7 protein-coding genes and 1 pseudogene are annotated in these 12,828 nt (G+C 72.5%); 6 read left to right on the top strand and 2 right to left on the bottom strand.

Features of this window, described 5'->3' with window-relative positions; all coding sequences use genetic code 11:
• Positions 1–60: 60 nt before the first annotated feature.
• The 3 genes from K7640_RS06090 (at position 61) to K7640_RS06100 (ending at position 8,829) form a co-directional block, all read left to right on the top strand.
• Complete coding sequence (locus K7640_RS06090) at positions 61–1,686, top strand: glycoside hydrolase family 13 protein (RefSeq protein ID WP_222953752.1); 1,626 nt, start codon at positions 61–63, stop codon at positions 1,684–1,686.
• 181 nt (positions 1,687–1,867) lie between these two features.
• Positions 1,868–4,729, top strand: coding sequence for a discoidin domain-containing protein (locus K7640_RS30535; protein WP_222953677.1), 2,862 nt, complete (start codon positions 1,868–1,870; stop codon positions 4,727–4,729).
• Between the two features lie 92 nt (positions 4,730–4,821).
• The gene (locus K7640_RS06100; RefSeq protein WP_222953678.1) at positions 4,822–8,829 is read left to right on the top strand and encodes a discoidin domain-containing protein; all 4,008 of its coding nucleotides are present in this window, start codon (positions 4,822–4,824) and stop codon (positions 8,827–8,829) included.
• Between the two features lie 103 nt (positions 8,830–8,932).
• Here the strand turns inward: K7640_RS06100 and K7640_RS29970 are convergent.
• Positions 8,933–9,430 (bottom strand): annotated as a pseudogene (locus K7640_RS29970) (hypothetical protein).
• 29 nt (positions 9,431–9,459) lie between these two features.
• The gene (locus K7640_RS06105) at positions 9,460–9,894 is read right to left on the bottom strand and encodes a hypothetical protein (protein ID WP_222953679.1); all 435 of its coding nucleotides are present in this window, start codon (positions 9,892–9,894) and stop codon (positions 9,460–9,462) included.
• Between the two features lie 248 nt (positions 9,895–10,142).
• Here K7640_RS06105 and K7640_RS06110 point away from each other — a divergent pair, with 248 nt between their 5' ends.
• The 3 genes from K7640_RS06110 (at position 10,143) to K7640_RS06115 (ending at position 12,758) form a co-directional block, all read left to right on the top strand.
• Positions 10,143–11,291, top strand: coding sequence for a helix-turn-helix transcriptional regulator (locus K7640_RS06110; RefSeq protein WP_308042474.1), 1,149 nt, complete (start codon positions 10,143–10,145; stop codon positions 11,289–11,291).
• A 146-nt stretch (positions 11,292–11,437) separates the two neighbouring features.
• Positions 11,438–11,596 (top strand): hypothetical protein, encoded by a 159-nt coding sequence (locus K7640_RS29975; protein ID WP_255608097.1) that lies wholly within the window; start codon positions 11,438–11,440, stop codon positions 11,594–11,596.
• A complete protein-coding gene (locus tag K7640_RS06115) occupies positions 11,586–12,758 on the top strand; it encodes a helix-turn-helix domain-containing protein (RefSeq protein WP_308042468.1) in 1,173 nt (390 codons plus the stop codon). The genes K7640_RS29975 and K7640_RS06115 overlap by 11 nt, the downstream gene beginning before the upstream one ends.
• Positions 12,759–12,828 lie beyond the last annotated feature (70 nt).

Raw genomic sequence — 12,828 nt, forward strand, 5'->3', positions numbered from 1 at the left:
GCGACCGCCGCCGTATCGCCCCCGCCGACGTACCGACGCAGAAAGCAGGTGCCCGTGTCCATGGTCGACCGCAGCCCGTGGTGGCGCTCCGCCGTGATCTACCAGGTCTACCCGCGCAGCTTCGCCGACGGCAACGGCGACGGGGTCGGCGACGTCGCCGGCATCCGGTCCCGGCTGGACCACCTCGCCGCGCTCGGCGTCGACGCGATCTGGTTCAGCCCCTGGTATCCGTCGCCGATGGCCGACGCCGGCTACGACGTGTCCGACTACCGCGACATCGACCCGATCTTCGGCACCCTGGCCGAGGTCGAGGCGCTGATCGTCGAGGCGCACGCGCTGGGCATCCGGACCATCGTCGACGTGGTGCCCAACCACTGCTCCGACGCGCACCCGTGGTTCCGCGCCGCGCTGGCCGGCGGGCCGGACGCCCCCGAGCGGGAGCTGTTCTGGTTCCGCGCCGGCCGTGGCCCGGGCGGTGACCTGCCGCCCACCGACTGGACCGGCGAGTTCGGCGGCCCGACCTGGACCCGGACCACCGACCCGGACGGCACCCCCGGCGACTGGTACCTGCACCTGTTCGCGCCGCAGCAGCCGGACTTCAACTGGGACCACCCGCGGGTACGCGCCGAGTTCTCCGACGTCCTGCGGTTCTGGTTCGACCGGGGGGTGGACGGCATCCGGATCGACTCGGCCGGCCTGCTGGTCAAGGACGGCACGCTGCCCGAGGTCCGCCCGGACCAGCCGCACCCGTTCCGCGACCTGGACGGGGTGCACGACATCTACCGCGCCTGGCGGCGGATCGCCGACGAGTACCCGGGCCAGCGGGCGCTGGTCGGCGAGGTGTGGCTGCCGGACCGGCAGCGGTTCGCCAACTATCTGCGCCCGGACGAGCTGCACGCCGCGTTCAACTTCGACTTCCTCGGCTGCGCCTGGGACGCCGCCGCCCTGCGGCGGTGCGTCGACGGCACGCTGAGCGCGCACGCGCCGGTCGGGGCGCCGGCCACCTGGGTGCTCTCCAACCACGACGTCACCCGGCACGTCACCCGCTACGGCCGGGCGGACACCACGTTCAGCTTCGCCGCCAAACGCGAGGGCATCCCCACCGACCTGGAACTGGGCACCCGCCGGGCCCGGGCGGCCGCGCTGCTCAGCCTCGCCCTGCCCGGCGCGGCGTACGTCTACCAGGGTGAGGAGTTGGGCCTCTGGGAGGTCGAGGACATCCCGCACGAGCTGCGCCAGGACCCGATGTGGGAACGCTCCGGCCGGGTCGACCCGGGCCGGGACGGCTGCCGGGTGCCGCTGCCCTGGGCCGGCGACGCCCCGCCGTTCGGGTTCAGCCCGGACGGCGCGGCGGCCGCGCCCTGGCTGCCCCAACCGGCCGACTGGAAGGACCGCACGGTCCGCGCCCAGACCGGCGACCCGCACTCCATGCTGGAGCTCTACCGGGCGGCGCTGGCGCTGCGCCGGGCCGAGCCGGCGCTCGGGGACGGCATGCTGACCTGGCTGCCCGCGCCGCGGGAGGTGCTCGCCTTCGCCCGCGAACCCGGCTTCACCTGCCTGGTCAACCTCGGCGACACCGCCGTGCCGCTGCCCGCGCACGACCGACTGCTGCTGGCCAGCGGGCCACTCGACGACGACCGGCTGCCACCGGACACCGCCGTCTGGCTGCGTACCCGACCGGTCTGACGGCGGTGGCGCCGGCGGCCCGTCCCGCCGGCGCCACCGCCCACCCGGCGGCCCGTCCCGGCCGCCGCGCCATCCGGCGGCCCGTCCGGCCGCCGCGCCGCACCTGGGGAGGGAAGGAAGGAGACCGGAGCACCGCCGCACGGGGGGACCTGGCCACCGACGAAAAGGGAGCACACCCCGCATGGCCGAGCACCGCACCGCGCACCGCCACCGCACCGGGCTGGCGGCCCTGGCCGCCGCCGCGCTCGCCGCCTCGACACTGACCGTCGTGGCGCTCACCTCCACCGCCACCCCGGCCCGGGCCGCCGGGCTGTCCCCGTTCGACATCGCCGGTCGCGGCGCCACCGTTCCGTTCCGGGAGCAGGAGGCGGAGCAGGCCGCGCACACCGGCACGAAGATCGGCCCGGACCGGCGCTACGGCACGCTGCCGTCCGAGGCGTCCGGCCGGGAGGCGGTCACCCTCGACGCCGTCGGCGAGTACGTCGAGTTCACCCTCACCGCACCGGCGAACGCGGTCACCTTCCGCTACAGCCTGCCGGACAACGCCGCCGGCACCGGCCGGGACGCCAGCATCGACCTGCGCGCCAACGGCACCCTGGTCAAGGCGGTCCCGGTCACCTCCCGGTACGGCTGGTACTACGGCGGCTACCCGTTCAACAACAACCCGGGCGACACCAACCCGCACCACTTCTACGACGAGACCCGGACGCTGTTCGGCGCCACCTACCCGGCCGGCACGAAGATCCGCCTCCAGGTCTCCTCCACCGCCCAGTCGCCCACCTTCACCCTCGACCTGGCCGACTTCGAGCTGGTCGGCGCGCCGATCGCCAAGCCGTCCGGCGCGCTGGACGTGGTCACCGACTTCGGCGCGGACCCGACCGGCGGCACCGACTCGACGGCGAGGTTCCAGGCCGCGGTGGACGCCGGCAGGGCGCAGGGCAGGGCGGTCTGGATCCCGGCCGGCACGTTCACCCTCTGGGACCACGTGGTGGTCGACGGCGTGACGCTGCGCGGCGCCGGGCCGTGGTATTCGGTGCTCGGCGGCCGGCACCCCACCGACCGCAAGCGCGCCGCCGGCATCTACGGCAAGTACGTCCCCGGCGGCGGCTACACCGGTGAGATCCGGCCGCACGAGGCCGGCGGGCCCAGCCGCAACGTGACACTGCGGGACTTCGCCATCATCGGCGACATCCGGGAGCGGGTCGACGAGGACCAGGTCAACGCCCTCGGCGGCGCGATGTCGAACTCGGTGGTCGACAACCTGTGGCTCCAGCACACCAAGGTCGGGGCGTGGATGGACGGCCCGATGGACAACTTCACCATCCGCAACAGCCGCATCCTCGACCAGACCGCCGACGGGGTGAACTTCCACTGGGGAGTCACCAACTCCACGGTGACCAACACGTTCGTCCGCAACACCGGCGACGACGCGCTGGCCATGTGGGCGCAGAACGTGCCGAACGTCGGCAACTCCTTCACCCACAACACCATCGGCGTGACGATCCTGGCGAACCACCTGGTCACCTACGGCGGGCGCGACATCACCATCGCCGACAACGTGACCGCCGACTCGGTGACCAACGGCGGCGGCATCCACGTGGCGAACCGCTATCCCGGCGTCAACGGGTCGACCGCGGTCGCCGGCACCATCACGGTCGCCCGCAACACGCTGATCCGCAACGGCAACTCCGACTACAACTGGCAGTTCGGGGTGGGCGCGATCTGGTTCTCCGCGCTCAACGAGCCGATCCAGGGCGCGAGCATCAACGTCACCGACACCGACATCCTGGACAGCTCGTACGCGGCGCTGCACTGGATCGAGGGGCAGACCAGCGGCATCTCGTTCAGCAACGTCCGGATCGACGGCGCGGGCACGTACGCGCTCCAGGTGCAGGCGCCCAGCCAGGTCAGCTTCACCAACGTGCGGGCCACGAACATCGCCCAGGCCAACCCGATCCACAACTGCGTCGGCAGCGGCTTCCAGATCACCCAGGGCGCCGGCAACTCCGGCTGGTACACGGCCACCCCGTACTGCGGGCCATGGCCGCAGCCGCAGTGGGGCAACGGCCCGTCCAGCCCGCCGCCGCCCACCAGCCCGCCGCCGACCACCACCCCGCCCACCACGCCACCGCCGACCACGCCGCCGCCGGGCGGCGGCAACCTGGCCCTGGGCCGGCCGGCCACCGCCACCAGCGTCAACCAGACGTACGCGGCCGGCAACGCGGTCGACGGCAACGCCGCCAGCTACTGGGAGAGCGCCAACAACGCCTTCCCGCAGTCGCTCACCGTCGACCTGGGTGCGGTACGTGCCGTCGACCGGGTGGTGCTCAAGCTCCCGGCCGGCTGGGAACGCCGCACCCAGACGCTGTCCGTGCTCGGCTCCACCGACGGCTCGTCGTTCTCGACGCTCGCCGCGTCGGCGGGCCGGGTGTTCGACCCGACCGCCGGCAACACCGTGTCGATCGCGCTCCCGTCCGGCGATCGGCGGTTCGTCCGGGTCACCGTCACCGCCAACACCGGCTGGCCGGCGGCGCAGCTCTCCGAGCTGGAGGTGTACGGCGGCGGCACGACCACCCCACCGCCCACCACCACGCCACCGCCCACCACCACCCCGCCCCCGCCGACGGGCAACCTGGCGGCGGGCCGGCCGGTGGCGGAGACCAGCCACGCCGACGTGTACGGCGCCGGCAACACCGTCGACGGCAACCCGAACACCTACTGGGAGAGCGCCAACAACGCCTTCCCCCAGTCGGTGACCGTCGACCTGGGCAGCGCCCGGCCGGTCGCCCGGCTGGTGCTCAAACTGCCACCCTCGGCGGCCTGGCAGACCCGGACCCAGACCCTGGCCGTGCTCGGCTCCACCGACGGCTCGTCGTACGCCACGCTCAGGGCGGCGGCCGGCTACACCTTCGACCCGGCGGGCGGCAACAGCGTGTCGATCGCGCTGCCCGCCGGTGACCGCCGCTTCGTGCGGCTGACCTTCACCGGCAACACCGGCTGGCCGGCCGGCCAGCTCTCCGAGTTCGAGGTCTACGCCTCCTGACCGGCGCGGCGGGGGTCCACCCGGGCCCCCGCCGCACCACACCCCACCCCGCCACGCCTCTCCACGTCCCGGGAAGAAGGTGTCCGTCCACCATGTCCAGACTCCGTACCGGAATCGTCGCGGTGCTCGCCGCGATCGGCCTGGCCGTCACCGCGGCGCCGGCCCCACCGGCCCTCGCCGCCGGCGGCCCGAACCTCGCCGCCGGCCGGCCCGCCACCGCCAGCAGCGTCAACGGCCCGTTCGGCACCGCCAACCTGACCGACGGCAACCAGGGCAGCTACTGGGAGAGCAGCGGCGCGCTGCCCCAGTGGGCCCAGGTCGACCTCGGCACCAGCCGCTCCGTCGACCAGGTGGTGCTCAAGCTCCCGGCCGGCTGGGAGGCGCGCAGCCAGACGCTGTCCGTGCAGGCCAGCGCCGACGGCAGCGGCTTCACCACGATCGTCGGCTCCGCCGCCCGGTCCTTCAGCCCGGCCGCCGGCAACACCGTGACGCTCGGCTTCACCGCCGCCGACGCCCGCTACCTGCGGGTCGTCGTCACCGCGAACACCGGCTGGGCCGCCGCCCAACTCGCCGAACTGGAGGTCTACGGCACGGCCAGCTCGTCGACCAACCTGGCAACCGGCAAGACGATGACCGAGAGCGGCCACGCCGACGTGTACGGGGCCGGCAACGCCAACGACGGCAACGCGGCCAGCTACTGGGAGAGCCCCAACAACGCGTTCCCGCAGTGGATCCAGGCCGACCTGGGCGCCGCCACCAGCGTCAACCGGCTGGTGCTCCGGCTGCCCACCGGCTGGGGCGCGCGGACCCAGACGCTGACCGTGCAGGGCAGCACCACCGGCTCGACGTTCAGCACGCTCGTCGGGTCGGCGTCGTACGCCTTCGACCCGGCCGGCGGCAACACGGTGACCGTCACCGTGCCCACCGCCTCGACCCGCTACCTGCGGCTGCTCTTCACCGGAAACAGCGCCTGGCCCGCCGGGCAGCTCGCCGAGCTGGAGATCTACGGCCCGGCGAGCGGCGACACCCAGGCCCCCAGCGCCCCGGGCAACCTCGCCTTCACCGAGCCGGCCAGCGGGCAGATCCGGCTGACCTGGACCGCGTCCACCGACAACGTGGGCGTGACCGGCTACGACGTCTACGCCAACGGCGTGCTGCGCACCAGCGTCGGCGGCAGCACGCTGACGTACACCGACACCCAGCCGGCCGGGACCACCGTCGCCTACTACGTGCGGGCCCGGGACGCCGCCGGGAACGTGTCGGCGAACAGCAACACGGTCACCCGCGCCGGCAGCCCGACCGGCGGCACCAACCTGGCGGTCGGCAAGCCGGCCACCGCCTCGTCCGTGGTGCACGTGTTCACCGCGGCCAACGCGGTCGACAACGACGTCACCACCTACTGGGAGGGCGCGCCCGGGGCGTACCCGAGCACGCTGACCGTCGCGCTTGGCGCCAACGCCAGCATCAGCGCCGTCGTGGTGAAGCTCAACCCGGACCCGGCCTGGGGTGCGCGTACCCAGACCTTCCAGGTGCTCGGCCGGGAGCAGTCCGCGTCCGGGTTCACCAGCCTGGTCGGCTCGGCGACGTACTCGTTCAACCCGACCAGCAGCAACACGGTGACCATCCCGGTCACGGCAACCGCCGCGGACGTCCGGTTGCAGTTCACCGCGAACTCCGGCTCGTCCAACGGCCAGGTCGCCGAGTTCCAGGTGATCGGCGTGCCGGCCCCCAACCCGGACCTCACCGTCACCGGCCTCACCGCCGCGCCCGCCGCGCCGGTGGAGACCGACGCGGTCACCCTGTCGTCCACCGTGCGCAACGCCGGCACCGCCGGGTCCGCCGCCACCGACGTCACCTTCTACCTGGGTACGACGAAGGTGGGCACCGCCGCCGTCGGCGCGCTCGCGGCCGGCGCGTCGAGCACCGTATCGGCGAACATCGGTGCGCGCGACGCCGGCAGCTACCAGCTCACCGCCAAGGTCGACGAGTCGAACGCGGTGCTCGAACAGAACGAGGCGAACAACTCCTACACCAGCCCGACCGCGCTGACGGTCAGCCCGGTGGCCAGCGCCGACCTGGTGGCCTCGGCGGTGACCTGGTCGCCGGCGACGCCGACCGCCGGCGCCACGGTCAGCTTCGCGGTGACCCTGCGCAACCAGGGCACGATCGCCTCGGCGAGCGGCGCGCACGGCATCACGCTCACCGTGCTCAACGACTCCGGCGCGGTGGTCCGCACCCTCACCGGCTCGTACAGCGGCGCGATCGCCGCCGGGGCGACCGCCGGCCCGGTCGCGCTCGGCACCTGGACCGCCGCCAACGGCCGGTACACGGTGCGGGTGGTGCTCGCCGACGACGCCAACGAGCTGCCGGTGAAGCGGCAGAACAACACAAGCGAGCGGGCGCTGTTCGTCGGCCGCGGGGCCAACCTGGGCTACGACATGTACGAGGCCGAGGACGGCGCGGTCGGCGGCGGCGCGCAGGTGATCGGGCCCAACCGCACCATCGGCGACCTCGCCGGGGAAGCGTCCGGCCGCCGCGCGGTCACCCTGAACACCACCGGCGCGTACGTCGAGTGGACCACCAAGTCGGCGGCGAACGCCCTGGTCACCCGCTTCTCCATCCCGGACTCGGCCGGCGGCGGCGGGATCGACTCGACGCTCAACATCTATGTCAACGGGGTGCTGCACAAGCCGATCAGCCTCACCTCGAAGCACAGCTGGCTCTACGGCGCCGAGGCCGCCCCGAGCGACTCGCCCGGCGCCGGCCCGCCCCGGCACCTCTACGACGAGGCGAACGTCCTGCTCAACTCCACCGTCCCGGCGGGCAGCCGGATCCGGCTCCAGAAGGACCCGGCGAACACCACCACGTACGCGATCGACTTCGTCAACACCGAGCTGGTGTCGGCGCGGGCCAACCCGGACCCGGCCCGCTACCAGGTGCCGGCCGGGTTCAGCCACCAGGACGTGCAGAACGCGCTGGACGCGGTCCGGATGGATACCACCGGCACCCTGATCGGCGTCTACCTGCCCGCCGGCACGTACCAGACCGCGCAGAAGTTCCAGGTGTACGGCAAGGCGGTACGGGTGGTCGGCGCCGGCATGTGGTACACCCGCTTCCAGACGCCGGCCAACCAGCAGAACACCGACGCCGGGTTCCGGGTGGAGTCCTCGGCCAGCGGCTCGACCTTCGCGCACCTGGCTTTCTTCGGCAACTACACCAACCGGATCGACGGGCCGGGCAAGGTCTGGGGTGAGCTGAAGGACGTCGACAACCTGACCCTGGACAGCGTCTGGGTCGAGCACACCGTCTGCGCGTACTGGGGGGTGAGCGTCGACCGGCTGACCATCCGGGACAGCCGGTTCCGCAACACCTTCGCCGACGCGGTGAACATGACAAACGGCAGCACCAACAGCCTGGTCACCAACTCGGAGGGCCGCTCCAACGGCGACGACGCGTTCGCGCTCTTCTCCGCCACTGACTCCGGTGGCGCGGGCGGCAACCACGGGAACGTCTTCGAGAACCTGACCGCCACGCTTACCTGGCGGGCGGCCGGCATCGCCGTGTACGGCGGCTACGACAACATCTTCCGCAACCTCTACATCGCCGACCAGCTGACCTACTCGGGCATCACCATCAGCTCGCTGGACTTCGGCTACCCGTTCGTCGGGTTCGGCGCCAGCCCGCCCACCCGCTTCGAGAACATCTCGCTGATCCGCTCGGGCGGGCACTTCTGGGGCGCGCAGACCTTCCCCGCGATCTGGTTGTTCTCCGCGTCCAAGGAGTTCCGCGGCATCCGGGTCAGCGACGTGGACATCGTCGACCCGACGTACTCGGGGGTCATGTTCCAGACCAAGTACACCGGCGGCCAGCCGGAGAACCCGATCACCGACACGGTGCTCACCAACGTGTCGATCTCCGGGGCGCGGCGCAGCGGTGACGCGTTCGACGCCAAGTCCGGCTTCGGCATCTGGGTCAACGAGATGCCCGAGGCGGGGCAGGGGCCGGCGGTCGGCTCGGCCACCTTCACCAACCTGCGGCTGACCGACAACTACCAGGACATCAAGAACACGACAACCACCTTCACCATCACCCGCAACTGATGAAAGGAGGGGCCCCTTCTTAACGCCTCCGGTATAGAAGGGGCCCCTTCTCACACCTGCCTGCGGTCCGTCGCCGGTCAGGGGCAACCATCGAGACCCGGGTTCAGTGGTGGCGTCGAGCAGCCTTCTCGACTTCACGGAGAACCAGGCCGAGGGTCTGTGAGCGGCGGTCTGCCGGTAGCGCTGCCCACGCGCGCCGGGCGTAGGCGAGCCCGCCGGTCTGGTCGCCTGACTTGGCCATCATCAGGGCGCGGTGCAGCTCGATGTGGGTGGCGAAGCGCGTCAGCGAGGCCGGCCGGAGCCGGTCCGCGTCGGTCTGGGCCTGCTCACCGGGGGCGCACGAGGCCGAGCCGGGCGTACCCAGACCCGGACGGCGAGGTCGTCGGAGCGGTCGGCGGCGACGCGGCCCGTGTCGTACCAGCCGACCGCGTCGGTGGGATCCTTCGTCGTCTTGCCGTAGGTGGTCGCGGTGGCCGGCGAGCGCGTCGGTGAAGCCGTTGCTGAGGTGCGAGGCCGAGTAACAGGTCCGGGTCGCTATGGAGGCGAGGGGCACCCCTGCCGCAATCCGAGCCTGCCTCAGTTGTGCACCGAGGTCATCCATCCGAGCCCCTGTGAAAGGTCCTGAAAGCATCACCGGTCGAGAGACCGCAGCAGCCGCACCGCCTCGTACGTCGAGCGTTGCTGTGTGGCAAGAGCCCGGCGTAGAAGCTGCTTGTCGAACTCCTCGTCGCAGACCAGCGTGTCATCGCCGTCATGCGCTGCGTACCCGACGTCGACGGGGCGGTGCACGGCCTCGTTCCGGCGCCTGATCGCGTGGTAGATCAGGTCCAGGCCGGTGGACCACTGGGAATGCCGCCGTTCATCGAGTCGCTGTCGTACGGACAGGAGGAGCTGCCCGGCCGGACGGGCGACGTTCTGCCCCGGGTCGAGGCGAGCGAGGATCCGCCCGAGCACGGTCTCCGTCTCGGCTGCCTGCGCCACGATCAATCCGCGCAGCCGATGCATCTCGGCTGCGTGGTCGTCATGCGCGTCTGCGCCGTCCTCCGGGTACAGCTCGGCCCACACACTCCGCCACGAGACCGCTGCTACGGGGACCGCCCGGCCGTCAACCTCTGTCACAAGGCGATTATCTGCCGCGGGTGGCCGGCCCACAGGCCGGTCGACGCTCGCGGCTCCACCGATACTTCATGTGCCGCCGCGCCTGTCGCCGGTGTACCGTCCGTTGTGCCATCCTGTCGGAATGTGATTGGCAGGGTTGTCGCGTCGTCTGGGAGCTGCTGATGCCTCGCCGCCCGATCCCCGACGATCCGTCGATCGGTGACCGCATCCGTGCCCGCCGAGAGCTGCGCGGATGGAGCGTCCGCTACGCCGCCAGCCGTGCCGGCATCTCCCACACGTCCTGGTCGCGCATCGAACGTGGCCAGCAGCGCACCGACCGGTACATGGTCGTGGACCTGGCCGCCGCACTCGAATGCTCGGTGGTGGATCTGACCGGGCAGGCGTACACGCCGGCCGATCGACAGCTCGATGCCGCCCGCGTCGACGCGGAGCGGTTGTGGCGCACCATGATGGACACGCCGATGAGCGGGCGTTCCGCCGCGCCGGCTATGGTCGAGCAGGTGCGTCGCGAGGCGACGCTCGTGCGTGGCCTCTACGGACGGTGTGACTACGCGGGCGCGCTGCGGCGGCTCGTCGACCTGGTCCCCGCGATGCATGGGTTGACCGACCGGCGTGCGGCGTTGGCGGAAATGGTGCCGGTGTACGGCGTGGCGATGGGCTCCCTGCTGAGCGTCAGCTATCCGGCTCACGCCTGGCTGGCAGCGGAGCGTTGTGTCGAGGCGGCCGGCCTGTTCGACGATCCGGTCGCGGTCGGCGTCGCGACGGCCAATCGGGCGCGGGTGTCCGCCTTTTCGGGGGCGTACCGGCCGGCGCGTGCGTGGTGTGACGCGGCGGCGGCCGACCTCGCGGCCAGCCCGGCGGGTGGCGCGTTGGACGTGCTGGGATTCCTGCACCTCGCCCGGGCGCATCACCTCGCCGGCCTGCGTGACCGTGCCGCCGCCGAGGGCCATCTCGCCGAGGCGGCGCGGATCGCCGCGCACACCGGGGAGACGGACAGTTGGGATCTCGCCTGGGGACCACGGAACGTGGCGATGTGGCGGATGGCATTCCTGCTCGACACGGGCCTGCCCGAGGATGCCATGGCGGTGGCTGCGGGTGTGGACCTGGCCGGTTTGCCGGCGGTGCGACAGGTGTATTTCTGGCTCGACTTGGGACGCGCCGCCGAGGCGGTCGGGCGGGATCGGGAGGCGGTGCGGATGCTGCTCGCCGCGGAGCGGGTCGGCCCGCAGCACGCCCGGTCGTCCGTCTCGGCTCGGGAGACGGCCCGTGCGTTGCTGCGCCGGGGAGCGACTTCGGCCGAGCTGCGAGGGCTGTGCGAACGAATGAGCCTCACGACGCAGTAGTGGTGCGTAAGCGTTCCAGGCGATCTGTGCACTTTCCGTAGCGTCCCGATCACAGGCGCGGCGGCATTCTCGCCGGACCCGCGCCTCCAATCCGGCGCGACGGAGGCGGGGCTCTTCGCCGTGTCCTGCATCGAGAGGGATCACCGATGGGCCGTGGTCAGGGCGAGAGTCGAGGCGAGCAGGCGGAGCGGGCAGAGCAGGAAGCTGCCCGGCAACGGATCATCGCGCAGGCCGAGGCGGAGCGAACACCGGTCGAGGACACCACCCGGGCGGTGCCGGATCGGCGGTGGCGTCGTGACCGGTGAAGGAGTCCCGATCGGCCGGCGCGTCGCCTACCTGCGCGTGCGCCGCAAGCTGTCGCAGCAGTCGTGCGCCGACCGCCTCGGCAAGTCGAAGAGCTGGGTGGACAAGGTCGAGCGGGGCGTGCGGCCCCTGGAGCGGGTGTCGACGATCCGCGAGGTCGCGGCGGTGCTGCGGGTCGACGCGGCCACCCTGCTCGGCCCCGACGCCCGGCCGGCCGGGGCAGCCGAGCGCACCGAGGGCGTCGCGCGCATCCGGGCGGCGCTGTCCACGTACGGGTTGACGCCCGGCCGCGATCTCCCGCCCGATCGGTTGGGTCAGGCCGTGGGGCACGCCTGGAGCACCTACCGGTACGCCCGCTATCCGCAGTTGGTCGAGCAACTCCCGGCGTTGCTGACCGACGTCCAACACACCCAGACGCGGGATCGCACCCTCGACCGCGCGGCGGTGGTGGACGCGTACCGGGTGACGGCGGCGCTGCTGACCAAGCTGGACGAGGCGAGTCTCGCGTGGTTGGCCGCCGACCGGGCGATGACCGCAGCGACCGGGGACCGGACGCTGCTGGCCTGCGCGGCGGTGCAACTCGGCCCGGTGTTGCGGGCGTCGGCGCGGGCGCGGTCGGTGTTGCTGGCCGCCGCGTACCGGATCGGTCCGCGCGACCCCGATTCGGGTACGCCGGGGGAGCTGTCGCTGTGCGGCACGTTGCTGGCGCAGGCCGCGCTGACCGCGGCCCGGGCGGGCAACGCGCGTGCGGCCGGCGAGTTGCTGTACGAGGCGGGGGAGATGGCCGCCCGGGTGGGCGACGGGCACGACCACCACCGGACCGCGTTCGGGCCGGCGGCCGTAAATGTGGCGCGGGTCGTCGCCGCCGTGGATCTGGGCGACGGTGCGGCGGCGGTCACCGGGCACGAGAAGGCGATCCAGGGGGAGGGGTGGCGGTGGCTGCCGCTCGAACACCGCGCGGCGCATCTGGTGGACGCCGCGCGGGCGTACCTCATGGTGGGTGACGCCGAGAGCGCGGCGAAGGTGCTGGTCCGGGCAGACCGCCTCGCGCCGGCCGAGATCCGGCACCGGCCGGCGGCGGGCAACCTGGTCGCCCAAGTCGCCCGCCACGCGGACGCCGCCGCGCTGATCGCGCCCCTGGCGCGTGCTCTCGGGATCGACTGAGCGAGGGTGCGTCGATCATGGAGTTGTGGCCCCTCGCATAAGGCGCGCAAGCCGCAAACCCTGGCGCCAC

It is taken from the genome of Micromonospora sp. PLK6-60, from assembly GCF_019890675.1.
Taxonomy (GTDB): Bacteria; Actinomycetota; Actinomycetes; order Mycobacteriales; family Micromonosporaceae; genus Micromonospora.

Excerpts from the sequence above, each read along its gene's own strand:
- K7640_RS06090 (WP_222953752.1), top strand. The coding sequence starts at position 61 with ATGGTCGACCGCAGCCCGTGGTGGCGCTCCGCCGTGATCTACCAGGTC.
- K7640_RS30535 (WP_222953677.1), top strand. The coding sequence starts at position 1,868 with ATGGCCGAGCACCGCACCGCGCACCGCCACCGCACCGGGCTGGCGGCC.
- K7640_RS06100 (WP_222953678.1), top strand. The coding sequence starts at position 4,822 with ATGTCCAGACTCCGTACCGGAATCGTCGCGGTGCTCGCCGCGATCGGC.
- K7640_RS29975 (WP_255608097.1), top strand. The coding sequence starts at position 11,438 with ATGGGCCGTGGTCAGGGCGAGAGTCGAGGCGAGCAGGCGGAGCGGGCA.